The organism is Sulfitobacter mediterraneus, assembly GCF_016801775.1.
Lineage (GTDB): Bacteria > Pseudomonadota > Alphaproteobacteria > Rhodobacterales > Rhodobacteraceae > Sulfitobacter > Sulfitobacter mediterraneus_A.
The window spans coordinates 2,697,000-2,720,475 of sequence record NZ_CP069004.1; the positions used below are offsets into that span (position 1 = coordinate 2,697,000).

A 23,476-nucleotide genomic window follows, 5' to 3' on the forward strand; every position below is an offset into this window, starting at 1 on the left:
GCACAGATGATGGCGAATGGCGCTTGTTATGGTCCGGGGTCTTAAGACCGGGTGAAAGCTAAAATCCAACGCAATCTCCACAAAAATCGCAGGAGATTATTCAGGTTCAAGGCGGACAATTGGCCTTGAAAGGATCTTATGATGCTGGATTGGGATCGCATTTCAAACCTGCGAAACGAAGTCGGCCCGGACGATTTTGGCGAGGTCGTGGATCTCTTCCTCGAAGAGGCGGACAGCGTGACGTTGACCCTTACTGCACAAGCAGGCGACCGAAACCTGGAAGAGGCCCTGCACTTTCTCAAGGGCAGCGCGCTAACGCTCGGGTTTTGCGATCTCTCCGATCTATGTCAAATCAGCGAAACCCTTGCTTCAAAAGGGCGCGCCCATGAGATTGATCTTGGGCCGATTTTGGTATCTTACGAGACCTCAAAATCACGATTTCTGGCGGAGTTGCCAAGCGCCTTTGACCCTTAAACCAGCTTGTAAAACGACTCGACGCTGATCTCGCCAAAGGTGTCTTTTGCCTTGGCCCGCAACATCTGCATCCCACCGATCCACCGGTCATGATCCAGTGCCCGGTGGCGGGTGTATTCCGCCACATCGGGATGCGACAAAATCAGAAACCTGTCTGCCTCGACCCCCTCAACAACAGCCGCCGCCACATCGTCCGCTGTCAGCAGATTGGCCTGCGCGGCGGCATCGGCGTCAGACAACCCCAGCAAAGGCGTCGCCACATATTGCGGACAAACAACGGAGGCTTTGATCCCATCCGCCCCATGCGTGATGGCCAAGGATTCTGCAAAGCTGACCGCGGCATGTTTGGTCGCGGAATAGGCTGCGTCGCCGATCTGGTTCAGCAATCCTGCCGCGGACGCCACATTGACCAGATGCCCTGATTTTCGCGCAATCATATCCGGCAGCAAAGCCCGGCAAGCATAAACATGCGCCATCACATGCACCTGCCAATTCAACATCCAATGCTCATCCGGTTGCGATGCTGCATGGCTTGGATCACCTCGCCCAAGCCCCGCATTAGAGACAAAAATATCAACCGGTCCGTGGGCCGCTTCGGCCTTCGTAATCAGCTTTTGAATAGCGTTTTCGTTGCGCACATCACAAGGCACCGCGACCCCGCCAATCTCTTGTGCAACTGACTTTGCCTTGTCGCCGTCAATGTCCGAAACGGTAACTCGCGCGCCCTTTGTCGCGGCCAAGCGGGCCAAGGCCGCCCCGATCCCACTGCCCGCACCGGTGATGACAACGGATGCATCTTTAAACTTCATATCGGCCCCTTAGATCACAAATTGCGCAAGCGTCTCATCATTGGTGATATCGGTATATGTAAAGCCGCCCGCATCGATCCGGCCAAACATCGCCGGAAAGTTCTGCGGCGCATCCGTTTCGATCCCGATCAGGACAGAGCCAAAGTTACGGGCAGATTTTTTCATATACTCAAATCGCGTGATGTTATCATGCGGGCCCAGTGTATCGAGAAAATCGCGCAATGCGCCGGGACGTTGCGGCAATCGGAGAATAAAATATTTCTTGAGGCCGGCATATCGCTGCGCCCGCTCCTTTACCTCGGGCAAACGTTCAAAATCGAAGTTCCCGCCAGAGGTCACACAAACCACGGTTTTGCCTTTGATTTGATCTGCCACCTCGCCCAGCGCCTCGATTGACATCGCGCCGGCTGGCTCCAGAACAACGCCTTCGACATTTAACATCTCAACGATGGTGTTGCAGATCCGATCTTCGGCGAGATCCATCACGTCATTTGGCGAAATGCCCTTCAGTCGCGCAAATGTCCGTGCACCGATCTTGGCCACGGCGGCGCCATCCACAAAGGAATTGATCGGCGAGACATCGACAGGTGCGCCCTCCTCCAATGCAGCAGCAAGGCTCTTGGCGCCAGACGGCTCAACAAAGGTATAGCGCACCGTATCGTCAAAATACCCGCGCACCCCGGCAGACAGCCCACCACCACCGACCGGCAAGATGATGTGATCCGGCAGCCCACCCAACTGCTGCTCTATCTCAACCGCAACTGAGGCCTGCCCCTCGATCACATCCTCATCATCAAAAGGGGACAGGAAATGCGCACCCTTTTCGGCACAAAAATCCTGCGCGGCCTTGAGGGATTCGTCGAAGTAATCCCCGATCAACCGCACCTCGACGTGATCACCTCCAAACATGCGGGTTTTCAGGATTTTCTGTTCCGGCGTCGTAACCGGCATAAACACCACGCCATGCACCTGGAAATGTTTGCACATGAAGGCAACACCCTGGGCGTGATTGCCCGCCGAGGCGCAGACAAACATTGTCTGATCCGGGATCACCTTGCGCATCGCATTGAAGGCGCCACGCAGTTTGTATGACCGTACCGGGCTGAGATCTTCGCGCTTGAGCCAGATGTCAGCGCCAAACCGTTCGGACAGCATTTCGTTGCGCATCAGCGGCGTTTCGGGGAACACCTGCCGCATCTTTGCTGCCGCCAATGTCGCCATCGCCTGAAAATTCTCTGTCATAAAACCGCCTTTACCAGTGTTTTCTGTCGATAGGGCGGCAATACGCCCCGGTCAACGGCCCCTTATCTTGCCCGTGCCCTGAAAAAACGCTAGGCCGCGAGACGAACTGGAAAGGGAATCTTCATGTCCGCGCCTAAAAAAGTTGTGCTCGCCTACTCCGGCGGGCTTGATACCTCGATCATCCTCAAGTGGCTGCAAACCGAATATGGCTGTGAGGTTGTCACATTCACCGCCGATCTCGGCCAGGGAGAAGAGCTGGAGCCAGCCCGCGCCAAGGCTGAAATGATGGGTGCATCCGAAATTTTCATCGAAGATGTGCGCGAAGAATTTGTGCGCGATTTCGTATTCCCGATGTTCCGCGCCAATGCGGTCTATGAGGGGCTCTACCTGCTTGGCACCTCCATCGCGCGCCCCTTGATTTCCAAGCGTCTGGTTGAGATCGCCGAAGCAACCGGCGCTGATGCCGTGGCCCATGGTGCAACCGGAAAAGGCAACGATCAGGTGCGATTTGAACTGGCCGCCTATGCCTTGAACCCGGAAATTAAAGTAATCGCCCCTTGGCGTGAATGGGATTTGACCAGCCGGACCAAGCTGATCGACTTTGCCGAAAAGAACCAGATCCCGATTGCCAAGGACAAACGCGGCGAGGCACCCTTTAGCGTTGATGCCAACCTGCTGCACACCTCATCCGAAGGTAAAGTGCTTGAAGATCCGGCCGTGGATGCACCTGACTATGTCTATCAGCGCACCGTGAATCCCGAAGATGCGCCCGATACGCCGGAATTCATCGAAGTTGGTTTTGAAAAAGGTGATGCCGTTTCGATCAACGGCGAGGCGATGAGCCCTGCCGAGATCCTGACCAAGCTGAATGAACTGGGCGGCAAGCACGGTTGTGGCCGTCTGGATCTGGTTGAGGGCCGTTTTGTTGGCATGAAATCACGTGGCATCTATGAAACGCCCGGCGGCACACTGCTACTTGAGGCGCATCGCGGCATCGAATCGATCACCCTTGATCGCGGCGCGGCACATCTCAAGGATGAGTTGATGCCACGCTATGCTGAACTGATCTACAACGGCTTCTGGTTCAGCCCGGAGCGCGAGATGCTGCAGGCGGCCATCGACAAGAGCCAGGAACATGTGTCCGGTACGGTGCGTTTGAAGCTGTACAAAGGATCCGTGCGCACTGTTGGTCGTTGGTCCGACGAAAGCCTCTATTCCGAACAGCACGTGACCTTCGAAGATGACCGCGGTGCCTATGACCAGAAAGATGCCGAAGGGTTTATCCGGATCAACGCCCTCCGTCTGCGCCTGCTGGCCGCCCGTGATCAGCGGCGCGGTGAGGCAACTGGCAAAGATGTTGTGCCGGATCGCGGTCTGCCACGGTTCGATTGATCGATATCCGATAAAAAAGGCCCGGACAGGTTTTGTCCGGGCAAGTTAGCAACGGCGCCGCCCCTTCTGGCAACGAAAGGCACGGCGCCCAGCCGTTACTTGGCGGTGATGACTGTCATCACCAGCTTCCCATCAGGTTTGATCGGGCCGTCCTCTTTGGCACCCAGCGTGTATTCAAACACCCCGGTTTTCATCCCGCCTGCCTCGGCATGAACCATAAGCATCAGCATCTCGCCGGGTTTGACCTCTTCTTGCAAGATCGCGGCAACATCAGCGGTTTCACCAGCACGCAGTGGTGCATAGCCCACAACCGGACCCGGCTTCATGTCGGCACCAGTGCGATGCACAACCAGCCAACCGTTTTCGCCTGCGACAACTTTTTCTGCGCTGACCACGCCGTTTGACACGTCCTGATCAGACGCTTCGACCATTGGTGTTGCGTGGGCGGCAGCAAAGGCGGCACCCGTGCTCAAAACCAGTGCAGCGGCGGCATTCCATAGAGTATTCATTACGATCTCCCTTGTTAATGATGGTGAAGGCACGAAGGTGCTGTAGGGAGAGTTTCAAAAAATTTGTAAAATTATTTCATGCGGCGGTCCCAAAGCCGCTGATAATGCGGCAACGCCTGATCCAGCAAGGGCTGCAAATTCACAGGCAAGTCCGGTAATGGCCCCTCTGCTCCGGCAAAACCGGTGCTTTGGTGCACCGCCCCATACCAGTGCGACGCCCAAATCCCATCCTCGACGCGCGGCCCCGCCGGCCAATGCAGCATCGCCGGATCAAACGGAAGATCAATGGCAGCGCAAAGTTTGCGCAACATCGCGTCTGGGTCGGCGCGGATATCGGTGCTGTCGATCACCAAACCGCCAATGCGATCAAACAATCGCGTTTGTTGCGCATAGCCGATATCATGCAACGTCGGCGCTTCGCGTTTCGCCGCATAGCTGGCAATCACCCGTGCCGGATGGCGGATCAGGTGAATATTGACGCATTCCTCCGCCCACTCCATGGGAAATCCGTCAATCATATGGTGTGGCATATGTTTCATATACAAATGCGGCGTCCCGCCTTCACGGCAGGTTTGTGCAACCTTGACCGGATCATTCTCATGGGCGTCCAGAATGTCATGCCGCATCGGGTGTTCGATGCCGGTATGTAGCAGATAGGGCGCATAGAACGGCTCATCCATCACTGCAAAATCCGGGCGTGCACCAAAACTGTACATCATTGCCGTGCTCAGATTGCGTGGCCCCGACCACATCGCAATTCGCATCTCTTTTCTCTCTTTTTCTCGTCGCAGACCAAGGGCGACGCTAGAAATGTTACGACAGCAAGCCAAGCGGTAAATTGCCTTCACCACCGCGTGACTTGGCGGGAGTCGCTCTTGCGCTAGCTCAGTCTGAACGGCAGCCTCATCGCATCCAAGAGGAGCAGACAATGACGAAACTCTCCAACTTCAAGGCCATTGCCCTAGCCGCATTGATCGTGATCGGCATTTGCGCCCGTGCCCCCCATGCTTATGCTGCTGGCACCGAAACGCTCGTGGTCGCTGGCGGCTGTTTCTGGTGCGTTGAATCAGACTTTGAATCTGTCAAAGGGGTCAAGGAAGCGGTGTCAGGTTTCGCTGGCGGCACAACCAAGAACCCTACCTACAAGCAGGTGACATCCGGCGGCACCGGTCATTACGAAGTGGTCCAGATCCAGTTCGACCCCGCGGTGGTCAGCCGTGATACGATCCTGTCGCTGTTTTTCCGATCCATCGATCCGACGGACGCGGGCGGGCAATTCTGTGACCGCGGTCCGACCTACCGTTCAGCAATCTTTGCCAATGGGCCCGCCCAGAAAGCCGCCGCTGAAAAGGCCAAGGCAGAGGCCCAGGCCGCATTGGGGCAAAAAGTCGTCACCCCGATCCTGCCCGCTGCACCATTCTATGCCGCCGATGATTATCATCAGGATTATTACAAAAGCAGTGAACGCCTCGCCTTCAGCAGCGTCGGAGTTGGTGTGAAAAAGGCGGTTGCATACAAACGGTATCGCAAGGGCTGTGGCCGTGACAAACGGGTCAAACAGCTGTGGGGTGCAAATGCGCCCTTCGTGAACTAGCCAAAGTCGTGATCCAGGATCTCTTTGAGGTCCGGAATGACATCTGCGGTGCCGTGCCGCGCCACCATGAGCGCCCCGGCCCGCATCGCCAGATCAATTGCATCAGCCATCTCCATTCCGCGATCCAGTCCGGCGACTAGATAACCGGTAAAGGTATCGCCCGCCCCGGTCGTATCAACCGGATCGGCGGGGTAAGCCGCATAGGTCTGTGTGACATTCACCTTGTTAGAGACCCATCTGCATCCGTCACCGCCAAGCGTGACCACAACATCATCCACCGGCAGATCGGTCAATTCCTGCCCGGTTGCCGCGAGCAACTGCGCTGCCTCGACTTCATTCAAGATCAGTAGATCCGCCAGTGCTGCCATTTCGGCTACAACATCGGTATCAAAGGGCGCGGCGGCATAGGCCACCCGTAACCCCAAGGTACGCGCTGTATCTGCCGCATATTTCTGGCCCAGCGTTTCGTTCTGCATCAAAACAAAATCCCCCGGCGATGCCTCTGCCAATGCCGCGCCGATCATCTGTTCGGTGATGGCATGATTGGCACCCGGATAAAGAACGATGCTGTTTTCACCCGCCGGATCGACGCAGATATTGGCATGGCCTGTGGGGGTATCGACCTCTGAGATATGCTGCGTATCTACGCCATATTCCAACAAACGGTCCTTGGCCCATCCGCCATCGGCACCGACAGCGCCGATATGCACCACGCGCGCCGCAGCGCGCGCTGCTGCGACCGACATGTTTGCGCCCTTGCCGCCAAGCCCCCGGTCAAATCCGGTCGCGGCAAGGGTTTCCCCAGGTTCAGGCAAATGCGGCACACGATAGAAGTTGTCCGCGTTAATCGAACCAAGGTTCCAGATCATTTGCCGACCTTACAGGCCGCAAGAATCGCCATATTCGAGATGTCATTGGCCGTTGCGTTGGTCGAGCAAATCTGGATGGACTGATCCAAGCCGGTCAAGATTGGCCCGATCACCGTTGCACCGCCCATTTCCTGCATCAATTTCACCGAAATACTGGCAGAGTGCCGCGCCGGCACAACCAGAATATTCGCTGGCCCCGTCAACCGCGAGAACGGATAGCTTTTTTGTGCCGCAACATTCAGCGCCACATCGACGGTCATTTCGCCCTCGTACTCAAAATCGACACCGCGGGCGTCCAGAACGTTCGGTGCGAGGTGCATTTTTTCCGCACGCTCCGACACAGGATAGCCAAAGGTAGAGAAGCTGACGAAGGCCACACGCGGCTCCAGCCCCATATGCCGCGCAACCCGTGCGCCGCTTTCTGCGATATTGGCCAAATCGTTTTCATCCGGCCATTCATGCACCAGTGTATCGGCGATAAACACGATCCGCCCTTTGTGCATCAGCGCGGTAAACCCTGCCGCGCCATGTTCGGCATTTGCCTCAAACACATGGTTAATCCGCTCAAGCACATGCGCCGATTTGCGCGTTGCACCGGTCACAAGGCCATCGCCATGCCCATGCGCCAGCATCAATGCACCAAACACATGACGGTCTCGGGCGGCGAGGCGATGGATGTCTTTCTTGTCAAATCCGCGCCGTTGCAACCGGCCATAAAGGTAATCTTTGTAGCTGTCCAAATGCATGGTGTTCGCGGCGTTCACCACCTCCAGCTCGCGGACTGCATCCCCCATTCCGGTGGATTCAAGCTTGGCCTTCACATCATCAGGCCGTCCTACAACCAAGGCTTTGCCGAGACCCGCACGCTGATACATCACCGCGGCCCGCAAGACCCGTGGATCATCCCCTTCGGCGAAGACCATCCGCGCCTGATTGGCCCGTGCGCGAGCGTTTATGCCGCGCAAGATGTTGGCGGTCGGATCCATGCGGGATTTCAGGTTCAATTCATAGGCGTCCATGTCGATAATCGGACGCCGCGCCACGCCGGTATCCATGCCGGCCCGTGCGACCGCTGGCGGAATACGGTGAATAAGACGTGGATCAAACGGCGTTGGAATAATGTAATCGCGACCAAAGCTGAGAGTCTTGCCGTAAGCCACGGCAACCTCATCTGGCACGTCCTCGCGTGCGAGATTGGCAAGCGCATGGGCACAGGCGATCTTCATCTCGTCGTTGATCGCACGGGCATGAATATCCAATGCTCCGCGGAACAGATAGGGAAAGCCCAAAACGTTGTTCACCTGATTTGGATAATCACTGCGCCCGGTGGCCACGATGGCGTCCATGCGCACCTCATGCGCCTCTTCGGGCGTGATCTCCGGATCAGGGTTTGCCATTGCAAAGATCACCGGATTGTCCGCCATGCTGGCCACCATATCGGGGGTCACGGCACCTTTGACCGACACACCGAGGAACACATCGGCGTCTTTCATCGCCTCTTCCAAAGTACGCAGCTTGGTGTTTGCCGCATGCGCCGATTTCCACTGGTTCATACCTTCGGTACGGCCCTGGTAGATCACACCCTTGGTGTCACACATGATGCAATTGTCATGTTTTGCGCCCATCGCCTTGAGCAGCTCAAGACAGGCAATACCTGCTGCACCGGCACCGTTCAGAACGATTTTGACATCTTCGATCTTTTTTCCGGAAATATGCAAAGCGTTCAGCAGTCCCGCCGCACAGATCACCGCAGTGCCATGCTGATCATCGTGAAAGACAGGGATATCCATCTCTTCTTTCAGGCGCTGCTCAATGATAAAGCATTCCGGCGCCTTGATGTCCTCAAGATTGATGCCACCAAAGGTGGGTCCCATCAATTTGCACGCGTTGATAAAGGCCTCGGTATCTTCGGTATCCAGCTCAATATCGATGGAATTCACATCAGCGAAACGCTTGAACAGGACGGCCTTGCCTTCCATCACCGGCTTGGAGGCCAGCGCCCCAAGATTGCCCAAGCCCAAAACCGCTGTCCCGTTGGAGATCACCGCCACAAGGTTGCCCTTGTTGGTATAATCATAAGCAGTTTCAGGCGCTTCAGCGATGGCCTCGCAGGGCACGGCAACACCGGGCGAATAGGCCAGGCTCAAATCGCGCTGGGTGGTCATCGGGACGGTTGCGCTGATCTCGAACTTGCCGGGGCTGGGTTCGAGGTGGAAGGCAAGCGCTTCTTCTGAGGTGATACGGTTTTTGGTCACGGGATCGGCTTTCTGCTGTTTAGACGAGTCATAGACAGCAAAGCACGCGCATACAATCAGGTGACGTATTTGACCCAGTTATGTGCGGTAACGAAATTCTCGTGCCGTTCAGGGAAATCGCGCTCAAGCCGGGATAGGGCCCATCGGATCACTTGCGGGCGCTCACACCGGTTCGCGCACCAGATCATCCGCACCAAGGTCTGCCAACGGCTGCGATCTGCCTTATAGGCCAAATCCAGCGCCACCAATTCTGACTTGGGTTCATCCAGTTCCTTGTGGCAATCCGCCTTGATCAGGCAAAGCTCTGCGTCGCGGTCCAGAAATTCGGCATGATGGTCAATAAGATCTGCCGCTTTCTCCGGCGCTCCTGCCTGCAAAGCACGAGTGGCGGTTTCGATCAAAATCGCCAGTTTGGTCAATTTCGGATAATGCCCCAACAAGGTAACGACAAAGGCCATAATCTCCGCTGTTGCAGCCTCACCAAGACGCACGGGAACAATGCCGTCCTGACTGAAGTTCGGCTCTAACAAAGGGTTTTCTGTGTTGTGGTCTGCAAAAAAACTGATGTAACGACATTGCGCAGCGTTCGCCAAAGGCCAGAAATCCCCCCAACGAAACTGCGCGGTTTGCAATGTCCCAAGCTCGATCACATAGGTATCAGGATTGGCAAACAACATGTTGGTAAAGCCGGCCCCATGATAGGAAATCATCACTTCTGCCTGGGCCATGATCGCCACCTGCTCTAGCGGTGACAGGTTTTCAAACACAACATATTCAAAATCAAACAGGCGCAGATGATCAAACAACAGATCCTCACCTTCCATGTGCCGCGCTCGACTTTGGCGATCATCGCGGCCCACAAAGAACCGCTTGGGCAAATAACTAAAATCCTGCCCCTCGATCGCCGCCAAACCGCGGTTGCGCAGGGCAATCAGTGGCGAACTGACGCAGTTCATCGCCAGAACCGCCTGACCACGCACATCCGTCAAACCACCCCCCTCAACAAACGGTTTTGGCGCGAAATCACCTATCCCACTGACGCTTTCACGTGGCGCCTGATAGTGGCCACCCAAAAAATCATAGGTCGATATGACGCTGTCGTATTCTTTCGGCGCCCGCTCAAAAAACACCCGCCCCGCGAGCTCAGGAAACAACGCATCCACAAAAGCCCTGGCGAAGGGTCTTTGTTTGTCTTCCTGGTTCGGAAAATGGAAATAGACATCTCCGGTGAAGTTATGCCCATCCAGAACCGTCAGCTGTGACAGAGACTCGGTGATAAAATGATAGAAGTTGAACGTGTTTCGGCATTCGATAGCAACGTCAGTATTAGGCTCTAAATCGGCCAGACTCGACGGAATTTCACGCTCCGTGTTCTCATTTTGACAACCTGCAAGATAGGTCTGAACCTGATCAACGCTGTCAATCTCAGCCTCTTCATTTTCCCAACGAAACCGGTTGATCAACCGCACCCCGGAGGCGCCGTTAAGCAACATTCTGTCCTGCACCATGATGTGGGATTTACGAAAACTCGCCTGCTCCAGATAAATCGGGGCGGCAGCGTATTCGATCGCCTTGCTAAAGGTCTTTTGCCGCTTGGTGACCGTCAGGAATGATCGGATCTTCTTGTTGATCTGCGCATGTTCGCTTACCGCAAATCCTTCGATGATGGCGCGCTCTTTGGGTCGCCAGATAAATTCCGGCCTCTTCAGCAGAAAAAACCCCGGATCGCTCCAGGGGTTGTGAAACAAGGTTTCTGGCGGCAACGACAGGTCAATCTTGTTGCGCACGGGCGGGCGGAGCTCTCATCATGTGGTGTTAACCCGATTTTATCACGAAGAATGCCCCGGTCTACCAACATCTCTGGGCGTGGCCCTCTTTCCTCAGACCGCATGGTTTTGTACAGACAGACATGCGCGGGGAGAATGCAGTGAGCGAAGAAAAAGTCACGCCGATGATGGCGCAATATCTTGAGCTTAAGGCCGGATATGCCGACGCCCTGCTGTTCTACCGGATGGGCGATTTTTACGAGATGTTTTTTGATGATGCGGTCGCTGCCGCAGAGGCATTGGATATCGCGCTGACCAAACGCGGCAAACATGCGGGCAAGGATATCCCGATGTGCGGTGTCCCCGTTCATGCCGCCGAAGGGTACTTGCTCACGCTGATCCGCAAAGGGTTTCGCGTTGCGGTGTGCGAACAAATGGAAAGCCCGGCCGAGGCGAAGAAGCGCGGGTATAAATCGGTAGTCAAACGCGATGTTGTCCGCCTTGTCACCCCCGGCACCCTGACCGAAGAGGCCTTGCTCGAACCGCGCCGCCACAATTACCTTGCTGCATTTGCCGAGGTACGTGATGTATCGGCGCTGGCTTGGGTCGATATCTCTACCGGTGCCTTTCACGTCATGCCCTTGGCAACCGTTCGGTTGAGCCCGGAACTGGCCCGCCTCACCCCATCCGAATTGATCGTGTCCGAAGCCAAAGAGCAGGAATTTGCCGATTTAGTTTCTGATTTCGGCCTCGCTTTAACCGGGATCGCCCGCTCCGCCTTTGACAGCACCGCAGCCGAAAAACGCATCTGTAATCTGTTCGGCATTGCAACCCTTGATGCCTTCGGAAGCTTTTCCCGCGCCGAAGTTTCCGCAATGGGTGCATTGATCGATTATTTGGAGATCACTCAAAAAGGCAAACTGCCCCTCCTGCGCTCGCCCCAGAAGGAAAGCGAAGCCCGCAGCGTTCAGATTGACGCCGCTACCCGACGCAACCTGGAATTGACCCATAGCATGACAGGTGGTCGCGCTGGATCGCTTTTGTCGATCATGGATCGCACCTGTACCGCCGGCGGCGCGAGACTGCTGGAGCGCCGGATCGCAAGCCCCTCGCGGTCTTTAGAGACTGTTATCAACCGTCTTAATGCGATTTCCTTCTGCACCGAACACCGTCGCCTTGTTCAGGATATCCGTGATCATCTGCGCAAGGTGCCTGATCTTGACCGCGCCTTGTCTCGGCTTTCTCTGGATCGGGGTGGTCCGCGCGATATCGCCGCAATCCGCAATGGCCTCGCAGAGGCAGAACAACTCCAAAACCTGATCTCGCCATCTGATCTGCCAGATCTGCTTGCCACTGCGGCAAAAGGTTTGACCGGCCATGCCGATCTCGTTGACCTTTTGGATGCCGCGCTGGTTGCAGAGCCGCCGCTCCTGGCCCGCGATGGCGGATTCATCGCCGAAGGCTATGACGAAGAACTGGATGCTTCGCGCAAACTGCGCGATGAAGGGCGTTCTGTCATCGCAGAAATGCAACAGAATTTCGTCTCTATCACGGGCATCTCGACACTGAAGATCAAGCACAACAATGTGCTGGGATATTTTATTGAAACCACCGCAACCCATGCAGACAAGATGCTGGCGCCACCCCTGTCCGAGACCTTTATCCATCGTCAGACAACTGCAAATCAGGTACGCTTCACAACGGTAGAATTGTCCGAAATGGAGACAAAGATTCTCAATGCGGGGAACCACGCGCTTGAGATCGAGAAACGGCTATTTGAATCCCTCAAAGCCGCCATTCTTGAAAGCGCCGCGCAGATCGGTGTCACCGCAACCGCGCTGGCCGAGATTGATCTGGCCTCGGGCCTGGCCGATCTTGCGTTGGCGGAAAACTGGACACGCCCCAAGGTTGACAACAGCCGCGCCTTTGACATCAAGGGTGGTCGTCATCCCGTGGTGGAACGCGCCCTCGCCCAACAATCGGGTGAACCGTTTATCGCCAACGATTGTGACCTCAGCGCATCGGATCAGGATGCGAATATTTGGTTGCTGACCGGCCCCAATATGGCCGGTAAATCTACATTTCTGCGCCAGAACGCGCTGATCGCCCTGATGGCTCAAATGGGCAGCTTCGTCCCCGCCGCTTCTGCGCATATCGGCATGATCAGCCAGCTTTTCAGCCGGGTGGGTGCTTCGGATGACCTGGCGCGCGGCCGCTCCACATTTATGGTCGAAATGGTTGAAACCGCCGCGATTCTCAACCAAGCGGACGACCGCGCCTTGGTAATCCTCGATGAAATTGGTCGCGGCACAGCGACTTATGATGGGTTGTCGATCGCTTGGGCCACGCTTGAACATCTGCATGATGTGAACAAATCTCGGGCGCTCTTTGCCACCCATTATCACGAAATGACCGCCCTTTCCGGTAAATTGAACGGCGTTGATAACGCCACAGTCGCGGTGAAAGAATGGGAAGGCGAGGTGATCTTTCTGCACGAGGTGCGCAAGGGCGCGGCGGATCGATCTTATGGCGTACAAGTGGCGCAACTTGCCGGTTTGCCTGATGCGGTGATCGCCCGCGCCCGTGTTGTTCTTGATGCGCTGGAAAAAGGCGAACGCGAAGGTGGCGCAACCCAGAAAACCCTGATCGACGATCTACCACTTTTCTCGGTGAGCGCCACGCCGGCCCCTGCTCCGACCCAAAAGTCCGAGGTTGAAGAACAACTCAAGACGATCATGCCAGATGAGCTGACCCCGCGTGAGGCACTTGATCTGCTGTACAAACTAAAAGAGGCGGTCAAAGACTGACCACCTCTTTCTTTTTGGCTCAATAAATACTCTCGCCGAAGGCAAGAAATCTCTTATCCCGCAGGTTGCGACGAAACCCCAACCTGAGCGGGACGAAGCAAGCGGTCATGCAACATGAAACCTTCTGCCGCGACCTGGATAATGTCACCCGCTTTGGTGCCCGGCACCGGCGCTTCGAACATGGCCTGATGATGCTGCGGATCGAATTTATCGCCGACTTCCGGCGCGATCACTTCGATCCCGTGTTTCTTGAACACATTCAGCAGCTCGCGCATGGTCAGCTCCACACCCTCAAGCAATGGGCCGGACACCTGCCGCTGCTCTTCTGTGGCGGCCTCAAGGGCGCGTTTCATATTGTCGTAAACAGGCAGCATGTCACGGGCCAGCTTTGACCCGCCATAGTTCTCCGCCTCACGGCGATCCTTGTCAGACCGCTTACGTGCATTCTCGGCATCGGCCAGCGCCCGCATGAAACGGTCTTTGTATTGATCCCGGTCTGCACGAAGCTGTTCAAGCTCCAGCGCTTCATCATCAATCTCGGCCGCGTCCTCGGCAAATTCCTCTGCCATCGCTTGCTCAATATCGTCGAGAAAATCGTTTTCCTTAGGCTCTGCCATTTTTCACCTCTAACTCCGATCAGACACCAGTTTTCCGACCAGCTGTGCCGTGTAATTCACAATCGGCACGATACGTCCATAGTTCAGGCGAGTGGGGCCAATCACGCCGACCGCACCAATCACCTTTCGATCAGCGTTCATATAAGGGGAAAACACCAGAGAGGAACCCGAAAGTGAGAAAAGTTTGTTTTCTGAGCCGATAAAAATGCGCACACCCTCGCCGCCCTCGGCCAAATCAAGAAATTCGGCGATGTCACGCTTACGTTCCAGATCATCAAACAGGCTGCGAATACGTTCCAGATCCTCGGCTTCCGCTTCCGTCCCCAGCAGATTCGACCGACCTCGGACGATCAAACGCTCCGTGTTGGTATCCTCGCCTTGCCACAGTGCCAGACCACTTTCCACCATGTCGCGGGCCAGAACATCAATCTCTTGTCGCCTTTGTGCGATCTCCCGCTCAATGGTTTTTTGAAGCTCGCTGATGGTTTTACCTTCAACCAGCGCATTGAGGAAATTTGCCGCCTCCCGCATGGAACTCGGCGTTTGCCCAGGGGGCGGCGTGAACAGTCGATTTTCCACATGACCGTCCGAAAACACCAGAACAACGAGTGCCCGATCCTGCGACAGGGACACAAATTCGATATGTTTTATAGGGGCTTCGTGCTTGGGCGTCATAACCAGTGACGCCCCTTGCGTGACTCCCGACAAGGCAGAGCCAACACGATCAAGCAGACCGCCAACATCCGATGCATTGTCGCCAAGGGTTGCATCAATCTTTTCGCGGTCGGTCTCTGTCGGATCACCCAGTTCGATCATCCCGTCGACGAACATCCGCAGGCCCAGTTGTGTAGGAATACGCCCGGCGCTGACGTGCGGCGATCCCAAGACACCAAGGTACTCAAGATCCTGCATCACGTTCCGGATTGTTGCCGCACTGACCTTTTCACTGAAATCCCGTGTCAGGGTTCGTGACCCGACAGGATCACCATTGGCCAGATATCCTTCGACCACCCGGCGAAACACTTCGCGGGATCGGTCATTCATCTCGTTGAGTAGGTCAGAGGTCTCTGTCATCTTCATACCTGTTTAGGAGATAATAAAGGTGCAGCAAGGGTAAACGTCAATCGGGCTTGCATACAGCATAGGTCGGGCGCTATCCCCGGTTCAAACTGTAAAGGAATGAATATGCGTCCCTCTGGCCGGAAACTTGATGAAATGCGTGCTGTCTCTGTTGAGGTAGGCTTTACCAAACATGCCGAAGGGTCGGCGCTGATCAAGATGGGGGATACCCATGTCTTGTGTACTGCAACCATCGAAGATCGCGTTCCGCCGTTTATCAAAGGTTCCGGTTTGGGTTGGGTCACCGCAGAATACGGCATGCTGCCCCGCGCCACCAACACCCGGATGCGCCGTGAGGCCACAGCGGGCAAGCAAGGCGGCCGCACTGTTGAAATTCAACGCCTGATTGGCCGGTCTTTGCGGGCAGGTGTTGATCGCGTTGCGCTGGGCGAACGTCAGATCACCGTGGATTGCGATGTTTTGCAGGCCGATGGCGGCACCCGCTGCGCGTCGATCACCGGCGGCTGGATTGCGCTGCGTCTTGCGGTCAACAAATTGATGAAGGCCGGCGATGTGATCACCGATCCGCTGGTTGATCCAGTCGCCGCAATCAGCTGCGGCATTTACGCGGGTCAGCCCGTGCTTGATCTCGATTATCCTGAAGATTCAGAAGCAGGGGTAGACGGCAACATCATCATGACCGGCTCAAAGCGATTGATCGAAGTTCAGATGAGCGCTGAGGGCTCCACTTACTCGCGCGATCAAATGAACCAATTGATGGACCTGGCCGAAAAAGGCGTGTCCGAACTCGTCGCGATCCAAAAGGACGTCACTGCGTGACCCGGAAATTCACAGAAACCCGCATCCTGATTGCCACCCACAACGCTGGCAAACTGGAGGAAATGCAGCAATTGTTCGCTCCGCGCGGCGTTTCTGTGGTCGGCGCGGCCGAGATGAACCTACCAGAGCCGGAAGAGACCGAGACCACCTTTGTTGGCAATGCACGGATCAAGGCACATGCCGCAGCGCAAGCCACCGGCCTGCCTGCCCTGTCCGACGATTCAGGGATCGAGGTGGAAGCGTTGGACAATGCGCCCGGCGTGTACACTGCAGATTGGGCGGAAACCCCGACCGGCCGCGATTTCACGATGGCGATGACCAAGACGCACAATCTGCTTGAAGAAAAATCGGCACCGCACCCCCGGCGCGCCCGGTTTTGCGCCACGCTGGTTCTGGCCTGGCCCGATGGCCATGACGAAGTATTTGCGGGCCGCGTTAACGGCACTTTGGTTTGGCCGATCCGGGGCAAATTAGGCCATGGATATGACCCGATGTTCATGCCGGACGACCATGACATCACCTTTGCCGAAATGGATGCCGATCAGAAAAACGCGATCAGCCACCGTGCTGACGCCTTTTCCAAGCTGATCACAGCTTGTTTTGACTGAAGATTGGCAAAACGGCGGCTTCGGGCTTTATATCCATTGGCCGTTTTGCGAGGCGAAATGCCCGTATTGTGATTTCAACAGCCATGTCAGCAGACAAATTGACCAACGCGCATGGCGTGATGGCTATTTGTCAGAACTCAAACGCACCGCTGCTGAAACCAAGGGCCGTGTGCTGAATGCAGTGTTCTTTGGTGGTGGGACGCCCAGCCTGATGGACCCTGATGTTGTTGCAGATGTCATCAGCGCCATCAAAACACACTGGCCCACAGCCAACGATCTTGAAATCACGCTCGAAGCAAACCCCAGTTCCGTCGAGGCGGGCCGCTTTGCCGCGTACCGTGACGCCGGGATCAGCCGCGTTTCCATGGGAATACAAGCTTTGAACGACGAAGATCTCCGCCGCCTTGGCCGTATTCATACTGCAAAAGAGGCCCTGACCGCCTTTGACGTCGCAAGGGCCGCGTTTGACCGTGTCAGTTTTGATCTGATTTACGGACGCCAGAACCAAACCGCTCAGGACTGGAAGGTAGAGCTAAGGCAGGCTCTAAACCTCGCGATAGACCATATATCGCTCTACCAACTCACTATTGAAAAAGGTACAGCATTTGGCGATCGTTATGCCCGTGGTGGATTACGCGGATTGCCCGATGAAGATCTGGGCGCCGATCTCTATACCCTTACCCAAGACATTTGCGACGAAATGGGAATGCCGGGATACGAGGTGTCAAATCACGCCCGCGACGGGGCGCAATCGCGACATAATCTGATCTACTGGCGATATGGTGATTACATCGGAATCGGGCCCGGCGCCCATGGTCGGGTTACGACTGAAAGCAACCGCTTTGCAACAGAATGCTTCAGCAATCCCAAAATCTGGCTTGAGAGATCAACTGATGGGACGACGGAGAAGCCACGGAGCCTGCTCGATTCATCCGAACAAGCCATCGAATTCTTGTTGATGGGCTTGCGGTTAAAGGAAGGCATTGATCCAAAGCGGTTTGCACGAATTGCTGGTAAACCGGTTTCCAAAGAAAAGATCGATCATCTGAGCGAGATCGGGATGATCAGCGCGACAGATGATCGGATTATCGTTACAAATCAGGGATTTAACGTTCTGAACGCGGTGATCGAGAACCTTATACCTGACTAAGCACCGCTCAGCACGCGGCACAATTCATCCAACTCATCCAATGAATCGTAATGCACGGTCAGCTGGCCCTTTTCTTGGCCGGGCTTATGGTTCAACACAACTTTCATCTTAAGTGCTGCTGTAAGATCGCCCTCCAACGCTTTGGTATCGGCGTCTTTCTCAACTTTGGCCGCCGGCTTTTTGCCATCGACCACGTCGCTGGCATCCGCTTGCTGTTCTTTCTTAACCAACGCCTCAGCTGCGCGAACGGACAGCCCCTTTTTAACAATCTCTCGGGCCAATTTGACGGGGTCTTGCGCGGGCACCAAAGCACGCGCATGCCCTGCACTTAGATCGCCATCCCGGACCATATCCAGGACTGGCTGTGGCAGGTTCAAAAGGCGCAGCAGGTTCGCAATATGGCTCCGGCTTTTGCCAAGCGCTTCGGCCATTTTTTCCTGGGTATGGCCAAACTTGTCCATCAATTGCCGATAACCTGCGGCCTCTTCAATCGGGTTCAGGTCGGCGCGCTGAATATTCTCGATGATTGCCACCTCGAGAACTTCAACATCTGTAAATTCACGGATCACGACCGGCAGTTCATGTAGCTGCGCCAGCTGCGCTGCACGCCAGCGGCGCTCGCCAGCGACGATCTCATAGGATTCATCGCTCCGCTTGCGCACGATCAAAGGCTGAATGACGCCTTTCTCCTTGATCGACGCAGCCAGATCATCCAGATCTTCCTTAGCAAAACGCTTCCGCGGCTGTTCCGGGTTCGGAGAAATCCGCTCAATCGGGATATATTGCTCCGTCGCGACGGGCCCTTGTGCGGTTGTCGCTTCAGTTTCCGCGACATCCGCCATCAATGCGGACAGCCCGCGACCTAATCCGCGTTTGCGATCTTGTTTATCTGCCATCTCTGCATCCTCAGACGTTATTTTTGATCAATTCTCTAGCCAGATCCCGATAAGCCTCAGCCCCCTTGGACTGAGGATCATAGGCCAGCACTGGCATAGCATAGCTTGGCGCTTCGCTCACTCTTACATTTCGTGGGATCATTGTTTCAAACACCAGATCACCCAGATTACTGCGTGCATCCTGCTCCACCTGCTGTGAAAGGTTGTTCCTTTTGTCGTACATCGTCAGCACCACGCCCTCAATCCGAAGATCCTTATTGCCGGTTTGGCGCACTTCGCGGATGGTCATCATCAGTTGTGACAATCCCTCCAGCGCAAAAAACTCGCTTTGCAGCGGGACAAGGATCGAATGGGACGCGATCATTGCATTCACGGTCAGCAAGTTAAGCGACGGCGGGCAATCAATCAGGATATAATCCAGCGCATAGCGATCCATCTGTGTTTGCCGCAATGCGTCATGCAGTAGAAAACTGCGCTTTTCATTTGCAATCAGCTCAATATCAGCGGAACTCAGATCAACGGTCGCGGGAACGATCAACAAACCTTGATAATCCGTTTCCTGAACGACCTCATCCAGATCAATATCTTCCAAAAGCAGTTCATAAGTTGTGTAAACCCTGTCCTCCAACTCGATTCCAAGTCCTGTGGAGGCATTGCCCTGCGGATCAAGATCAACAAGCAGCACCCGTTTGCCTTCCTCAACCAATGCAGCGGCGAGATTGATCGCGGTGGTCGTCTTGCCAACTCCGCCTTTTTGGTTGGCAACAGCGATAATCTTGGGGCCATCGGGGCGGGATAAGTCAGACACGGGAAATTTCCTTGATACTCAGGATCGCAGCATCAGCGCTGGTTCTACTTTTGACAGGTTCACAATCGTAGGACCACAGCTTCCGCGCCTCTTGATCCTCTTTTTTCCACTGTGCCCCCTTCGGGAACAGAGCCAAACCGCCCGGCGAAAGATGTCGTTCGGCAAAACCCAATAGAACAGACAGATCCGCCAGGGCACGGGCACTCAGGATGTCGGCGCCCAATGGATCAATTTCCTCAATTCGTTCGGATTGCACTGTGATCCCCAGATCCAGCTCTCTGGACGCTGTTCGCAGGAATGCGCATTTACGCTGATCGCTCTCAACCAACGTGAATTTAACTGGATCTGGACCTTCTGACGCTAGAATTGCCAAGACCACACCTGGAAAGCCACCTCCACTACCCAGATCAACCCAGTGTCCTTGCTTTGGCGCCAAGTCATAGATTTGTACTGAATCCACAATGTGCCTGTCCCAGATATGAGGAACGCTTGCTTTGGATATCAGATTGATTTTGACCGTCCACTTTTCAACGAGCGCAACAAATGCCTCAAGCTTGTCCAATGTTTCACGTGAAACATCCAAATCCATATCGCTCATGCAGTTTTCTTCCCAACATCCCGACGCAACCGCGCCAGAAGAAGTGTCAATGCTGCAGGGGTCATGCCGTCAATACGCGCAGCTTGCGCCAGTGTTTCCGGTTGTGCCGACATCAGTTTCATCTTGAGCTCATTGGACAACCCGTCAAGTGCCTCATATTGAAACCCGACCGGTATTTTCTGCGCTTCATCCTTGCGCAGGGCATCAATATCCTTTTGCTGCCGCGCGAGATAGTTGGAATAGAGCGCGTCACGCTCAATCTGTTCTGAGATTTCAGAGGAGACGCCTTCAAGCTCCGGAACCAATGGCAGAATATCTTCAAACGTCATGTCAGGAAAAGAAAGCAACTGAAACGCACTTCGCCTGTTGCCATCCTGGCTGATCGAAATCCCGGCCTGAATGGCTTCTTTTGGTGTGAAAGTGGCAGAGGAAAGGATTTCCTTTACCCGCAACAGCTCATTCAGTTTGGACTGAAAAGCAGATTTTCGTTGGTCGGAAACGCAACCGAGCTGCATCGCGATTGGCGTCAAGCGCTGGTCGGCGTTGTCCGCGCGTAAGGAGAGCCGGAATTCGGCCCGTGAGGTGAACATCCGATAGGGTTCGCTGACCCCACGCGTTGTCAGGTCGTCAATCATCACGCCGATATAGCTGTCTGCACGGCTAAAGGTGATCTGATCTTTGCCCTGTGAAGAGAGCGCTGCGTTCAATCCCGCGACCAAGCCTTGTGCGGCGGCTTCTTCATATCCGGTGGTGCCATTTATCTGCCCCGCCAGATACAGGCCCGGTACTTTTCGAACCTCCAGTGTCGCCTTCAGCGCGCGTGGATCAATGTAGTCATACTCAATCGCATATCCCGGTTGAAGAATGACGGCATTCTCAAGACCCTTCATCGAACGCACGTATTCTAGCTGCACTTCTTCGGGCAAAGACGTCGAAATGCCATTCGGATAGACGGTGTAATCATCTGCGCCTTCCGGCTCCAGGAAAACTTGATGGGAATCCTTATCGGCAAATCGGACCACCTTATCCTCGATCGAGGGGCAATAGCGGGGGCCAACCCCATCAATATGTCCGCCATACATCGCGGATCGCTCGAGATTGGTGCGAATGATGTCATGGGTCTTTTCGTTGGTGTGCGTAATACCACAAGAGATTTGCGGTGCTGATGTTTGCTTGGACAAAAAGGAAAACAGGACCGGCTCTTCGTCACCGGGCTGTTCATCCAAGACATCCCAATTGATCGTGCGGCCGTCCAACCTTGGTGGTGTCCCGGTTTTGAGCCGTCCCATTGGTAGGTCAAACCCATCAATCGTTTCAGCCAATTTTTCGGACGCCTTGTCACCCATTCGGCCGCCAGACCGCGAAACCTCCCCGATATGAATGACACCGCGCAAAAACGTGCCAGTGGTCAAGATCACTGCATCCGCTGTGATCTGCTCACCGTCAGCAAGGACAATCCCGCAAACTCTGCCATTCTCAACAATCAGATCGACAACCTCACCAATCACGATGGTCAGGTTATCTTGCTTCTGGGTCTCCAAGAGCATCTGTTCGCGATAGATTTTGCGATCGGACTGCGCCCGTGGGCCTTGAACCGCCGGACCTTTGCGTCGGTTCAACAACCGGAATTGGATTCCGGCCTTATCTGCGACGCGTCCCATAACGCCGTCCATCGCATCAATCTCGCGCACAAGATGGCCTTTTCCAAGGCCACCAATTGCCGGATTGCATGACATAACGCCGATCCCCGCCTCGGTCATCGTTACAAGGGCGGTGTCTGCAGACATCCGTGCCGCAGCATGTGCAGCCTCCGCCCCAGCGTGACCGCCGCCAATCACAACAACTTCAAAATGTTTCACGTGAAACACTCCATTATTTTCCCAAGCAGAAGCTGGAGAATATTTCGTCCAGAAGGCTTTCTACATCAATGCGACCGACCAACGTTTCCAAGGTTCGAATCGACGACCGCAGCTCTTCCGCAGCTATATCATAATGATCGGAGCCCCGCCCCAGTATCGCACGCACAGCGTCCAAGTTCTCCGAAGCACGTTCCATCGCTATTCGGTGGCGCTCGTGCGTGGCGAGCCCCGCGCCCAAGCTCCGTTCCGACAGCTGATCCTGAACGCGCTTGACCAAAGCATCAATCCCCTGCCCCGTCTTACCAGATATCGCGTCCTGGCTGTCATCCAATAGGTCCGCCTTCGGGCGCACAACGATATCGCCCTTCACCGGCTCAAGCATCAGAGCTTCTCCCGGTGACGCAAGAAAAATCCGGAGATCCGCGGCCCTAGCACGCGATACCGCGAGATCAACGCCAAGGGCCTCGATGACGTCATCACTCTCGCGCAAGCCAGCCGTGTCAAGCAAGGTCACTGGAAGTCCGCCAAGATCCATTCGCACCTCGATGATATCCCTGGTCGTGCCCGCAATCTCCGATGTGATAGCCGCATCACGCCCCGCAAGTGCGTTGAGTAGTGTCGATTTCCCCGCATTCGGCGCGCCAACAATGGCCACCTCAAAACCGCTGCGAATCCGCTCAGCAATCTTTGTGCCGGCAATTTCACTATCCAGATCGGACATGACGCCCTTCAGCAAAGCATTTACTTCTGGCGTCACATCAACGGGCACATCTTCATCAGCGAAATCGATTGTAGCTTCCAGAAGGGCCGCCGCACGAATCAAGTCTTTTCGCCAGCGTTCTACCTGATCTCCGAGATGACCGGACAGAACACGAAATGCCTGTTTGCGCTGCGCTTCGGTCTCCGCATCAATCAGATCGGCAAGTCCCTCCACCTGCGCCAGATCCAAGCGCTCGTTTTCGAGGGCGCGACGGGTGAACTCACCCGCCTCAGCCAGGCGTGCATCTGGAAAGGACGCGAGCAGTTCAAGACAGGACCGGACCACAGCGATACTGCCATGCAATTGGAATTCGACAACGTTTTCACCGGTAAAGCTGTTGGGGCCGGCAAAAGGCAGGATCAACGCTTCGTCAATCACCTCTCCGGTCTGCGTTCTTACCGAACGCAGCCCCGCGCGATGGGATTTGGGCAATGGGCCTGCGATCTTTTCCGCGATTTCAAAGGCGGACGGCCCCGACAAGCGGACGACAGAAACGCCAGCCCGCCCCCCAGCCGTCGCTTGGGCAAAGATCGTGTCCATAAATCATAACCTATTGTTATTATT

21 protein-coding genes are annotated in these 23,476 nt (G+C 55.3%); 7 read left to right on the forward strand and 14 right to left on the reverse strand.

Annotation, left to right across the window (positions count from 1 at the left end):
* Nucleotides 1-141: 141 nt before the first annotated feature.
* The gene (locus JNX03_RS13365; RefSeq protein ID WP_203209520.1) at nt 142-474 is read left to right on the forward strand and encodes an Hpt domain-containing protein; all 333 of its coding nucleotides are present in this window, start codon (nt 142-144) and stop codon (nt 472-474) included.
* Here the strand turns inward: JNX03_RS13365 and JNX03_RS13370 are convergent.
* Both JNX03_RS13370 and ilvA read right to left on the reverse strand, forming a co-directional pair.
* Nucleotides 471-1,283 carry an SDR family oxidoreductase gene (locus tag JNX03_RS13370; protein ID WP_203209521.1) on the reverse strand — a complete coding sequence of 271 codons (813 nt, stop codon included), beginning with the start codon at nt 1,281-1,283 and terminating at the stop codon, nt 471-473. The two genes, JNX03_RS13365 and JNX03_RS13370, sit on opposite strands and share 4 nt — an antisense overlap.
* 9 nt (nt 1,284-1,292) lie before the next feature.
* Complete coding sequence (gene ilvA, locus JNX03_RS13375; RefSeq protein ID WP_203209522.1) at nt 1,293-2,525, reverse strand: threonine ammonia-lyase IlvA; 1,233 nt, start codon at nt 2,523-2,525, stop codon at nt 1,293-1,295.
* 123 nt (nt 2,526-2,648) lie between these two features.
* On the opposite strand from ilvA, the gene JNX03_RS13380 reads away from it, so the two are divergent.
* Nucleotides 2,649-3,917: an argininosuccinate synthase gene (locus JNX03_RS13380; RefSeq protein WP_203209523.1), complete on the forward strand. Its 1,269-nt coding sequence runs from the start codon at nt 2,649-2,651 to the stop codon at nt 3,915-3,917.
* A 95-nt stretch (nt 3,918-4,012) separates the two neighbouring features.
* On the opposite strand, the gene JNX03_RS13385 is transcribed toward JNX03_RS13380, so the two are convergent.
* A complete protein-coding gene (locus tag JNX03_RS13385; protein ID WP_037906287.1) occupies nt 4,013-4,426 on the reverse strand; it encodes a DUF7282 domain-containing protein in 414 nt (137 codons plus the stop codon).
* A 71-nt stretch (nt 4,427-4,497) separates the two neighbouring features.
* On the reverse strand, nt 4,498-5,190 hold the full coding sequence (locus JNX03_RS13390) for an HAD family hydrolase (RefSeq protein WP_203209524.1): 693 nt from the start codon (nt 5,188-5,190) through the stop codon (nt 4,498-4,500).
* A gap of 164 nt (nt 5,191-5,354) precedes the next feature.
* Here JNX03_RS13390 and msrA point away from each other — a divergent pair, with 164 nt between their 5' ends.
* Entirely contained in the window at nt 5,355-6,020 is a 666-nt protein-coding gene (gene msrA / locus JNX03_RS13395; RefSeq protein ID WP_203209525.1) for a peptide-methionine (S)-S-oxide reductase MsrA, read from the forward strand.
* Here the strand turns inward: msrA and JNX03_RS13400 are convergent.
* From JNX03_RS13400 to JNX03_RS13410, 3 genes are read right to left on the reverse strand one after another with little or no spacing between them, the layout of a single operon-like run.
* On the reverse strand, nt 6,017-6,889 hold the full coding sequence (locus tag JNX03_RS13400) for a ribokinase (RefSeq protein WP_203209526.1): 873 nt from the start codon (nt 6,887-6,889) through the stop codon (nt 6,017-6,019). The genes msrA and JNX03_RS13400 overlap by 4 nt on opposite strands.
* Entirely contained in the window at nt 6,886-9,144 is a 2,259-nt protein-coding gene (locus JNX03_RS13405) for an NADP-dependent malic enzyme (RefSeq protein ID WP_203209527.1), read from the reverse strand. The genes JNX03_RS13400 and JNX03_RS13405 overlap by 4 nt, the downstream gene beginning before the upstream one ends.
* A gap of 56 nt (nt 9,145-9,200) precedes the next feature.
* Nucleotides 9,201-10,931 carry a glycosyltransferase 61 family protein gene (locus JNX03_RS13410; protein WP_203209528.1) on the reverse strand — a complete coding sequence of 577 codons (1,731 nt, stop codon included), beginning with the start codon at nt 10,929-10,931 and terminating at the stop codon, nt 9,201-9,203.
* 164 nt (nt 10,932-11,095) lie between these two features.
* Here JNX03_RS13410 and mutS point away from each other — a divergent pair, with 164 nt between their 5' ends.
* Entirely contained in the window at nt 11,096-13,717 is a 2,622-nt protein-coding gene (gene mutS, locus JNX03_RS13415; protein ID WP_203212244.1) for a DNA mismatch repair protein MutS, read from the forward strand.
* 53 nt (nt 13,718-13,770) lie between these two features.
* On the opposite strand, the gene JNX03_RS13420 is transcribed toward mutS, so the two are convergent.
* Entirely contained in the window at nt 13,771-14,334 is a 564-nt protein-coding gene (locus JNX03_RS13420) for a nucleotide exchange factor GrpE (RefSeq protein ID WP_203209529.1), read from the reverse strand.
* Nucleotides 14,335-14,343: 9 nt separating this feature from the next.
* Entirely contained in the window at nt 14,344-15,408 is a 1,065-nt protein-coding gene (gene hrcA, locus JNX03_RS13425) for a heat-inducible transcriptional repressor HrcA (RefSeq protein ID WP_203209530.1), read from the reverse strand.
* 111 nt (nt 15,409-15,519) lie between these two features.
* Between hrcA and rph the strand changes: the two genes are divergently transcribed.
* The 3 genes from rph to hemW are packed head-to-tail and all read left to right on the forward strand — an operon-like array spanning nt 15,520 to nt 17,991.
* Entirely contained in the window at nt 15,520-16,233 is a 714-nt protein-coding gene (gene rph / locus JNX03_RS13430) for a ribonuclease PH (protein WP_203212245.1), read from the forward strand.
* Nucleotides 16,230-16,841: an RdgB/HAM1 family non-canonical purine NTP pyrophosphatase gene (gene rdgB / locus JNX03_RS13435; RefSeq protein WP_203209531.1), complete on the forward strand. Its 612-nt coding sequence runs from the start codon at nt 16,230-16,232 to the stop codon at nt 16,839-16,841. Before rph ends, rdgB begins: the two co-directional genes overlap by 4 nt.
* Complete coding sequence (gene hemW / locus JNX03_RS13440; protein ID WP_203209532.1) at nt 16,834-17,991, forward strand: radical SAM family heme chaperone HemW; 1,158 nt, start codon at nt 16,834-16,836, stop codon at nt 17,989-17,991. Before rdgB ends, hemW begins: the two co-directional genes overlap by 8 nt.
* Here the strand turns inward: hemW and JNX03_RS13445 are convergent.
* From JNX03_RS13445 to mnmE, 5 genes are read right to left on the reverse strand one after another with little or no spacing between them, the layout of a single operon-like run.
* The gene (locus JNX03_RS13445) at nt 17,988-18,887 is read right to left on the reverse strand and encodes a ParB/RepB/Spo0J family partition protein (RefSeq protein WP_203209533.1); all 900 of its coding nucleotides are present in this window, start codon (nt 18,885-18,887) and stop codon (nt 17,988-17,990) included. The two genes, hemW and JNX03_RS13445, sit on opposite strands and share 4 nt — an antisense overlap.
* Nucleotides 18,888-18,897: 10 nt before the next feature.
* Nucleotides 18,898-19,695 (reverse strand): ParA family protein, encoded by a 798-nt coding sequence (locus tag JNX03_RS13450; RefSeq protein WP_203209534.1) that lies wholly within the window; start codon nt 19,693-19,695, stop codon nt 18,898-18,900.
* The gene (gene rsmG, locus JNX03_RS13455) at nt 19,688-20,293 is read right to left on the reverse strand and encodes a 16S rRNA (guanine(527)-N(7))-methyltransferase RsmG (RefSeq protein ID WP_203209535.1); all 606 of its coding nucleotides are present in this window, start codon (nt 20,291-20,293) and stop codon (nt 19,688-19,690) included. Before rsmG ends, JNX03_RS13450 begins: the two co-directional genes overlap by 8 nt.
* The gene (mnmG, locus tag JNX03_RS13460; RefSeq protein ID WP_203209536.1) at nt 20,290-22,152 is read right to left on the reverse strand and encodes a tRNA uridine-5-carboxymethylaminomethyl(34) synthesis enzyme MnmG; all 1,863 of its coding nucleotides are present in this window, start codon (nt 22,150-22,152) and stop codon (nt 20,290-20,292) included. The genes rsmG and mnmG overlap by 4 nt, the downstream gene beginning before the upstream one ends.
* A 13-nt stretch (nt 22,153-22,165) precedes the next feature.
* Nucleotides 22,166-23,452, reverse strand: coding sequence for a tRNA uridine-5-carboxymethylaminomethyl(34) synthesis GTPase MnmE (mnmE, locus tag JNX03_RS13465; protein WP_203209537.1), 1,287 nt, complete (start codon nt 23,450-23,452; stop codon nt 22,166-22,168).
* Between the last annotated feature and the right edge of the window lie 24 nt (nt 23,453-23,476).

Bases quoted from the DNA above. Each gene is read 5' to 3' on its own strand.
- JNX03_RS13365 (WP_203209520.1), top strand. From the start codon at position 142: ATGCTGGATTGGGATCGCATTTCAAACCTGCGAAACGAAGTCGGCCCG.
- JNX03_RS13370 (WP_203209521.1), bottom strand. From the start codon at position 1,283: ATGAAGTTTAAAGATGCATCCGTTGTCATCACCGGTGCGGGCAGTGGG.
- ilvA (WP_203209522.1), bottom strand. From the start codon at position 2,525: ATGACAGAGAATTTTCAGGCGATGGCGACATTGGCGGCAGCAAAGATG.
- JNX03_RS13380 (WP_203209523.1), top strand. From the start codon at position 2,649: ATGTCCGCGCCTAAAAAAGTTGTGCTCGCCTACTCCGGCGGGCTTGAT.
- JNX03_RS13385 (WP_037906287.1), bottom strand. From the start codon at position 4,426: ATGAATACTCTATGGAATGCCGCCGCTGCACTGGTTTTGAGCACGGGT.
- JNX03_RS13390 (WP_203209524.1), bottom strand. From the start codon at position 5,190: ATGCGAATTGCGATGTGGTCGGGGCCACGCAATCTGAGCACGGCAATG.
- msrA (WP_203209525.1), top strand. From the start codon at position 5,355: ATGACGAAACTCTCCAACTTCAAGGCCATTGCCCTAGCCGCATTGATC.
- JNX03_RS13400 (WP_203209526.1), bottom strand. From the start codon at position 6,889: ATGATCTGGAACCTTGGTTCGATTAACGCGGACAACTTCTATCGTGTG.
- mutS (WP_203212244.1), top strand. From the start codon at position 11,096: ATGATGGCGCAATATCTTGAGCTTAAGGCCGGATATGCCGACGCCCTG.
- JNX03_RS13420 (WP_203209529.1), bottom strand. From the start codon at position 14,334: ATGGCAGAGCCTAAGGAAAACGATTTTCTCGACGATATTGAGCAAGCG.
- hrcA (WP_203209530.1), bottom strand. From the start codon at position 15,408: ATGACAGAGACCTCTGACCTACTCAACGAGATGAATGACCGATCCCGC.
- rph (WP_203212245.1), top strand. From the start codon at position 15,520: ATGCGTCCCTCTGGCCGGAAACTTGATGAAATGCGTGCTGTCTCTGTT.
- JNX03_RS13445 (WP_203209533.1), bottom strand. From the start codon at position 18,887: ATGGCAGATAAACAAGATCGCAAACGCGGATTAGGTCGCGGGCTGTCC.
- rsmG (WP_203209535.1), bottom strand. From the start codon at position 20,293: ATGAGCGATATGGATTTGGATGTTTCACGTGAAACATTGGACAAGCTT.
- mnmE (WP_203209537.1), bottom strand. From the start codon at position 23,452: ATGGACACGATCTTTGCCCAAGCGACGGCTGGGGGGCGGGCTGGCGTT.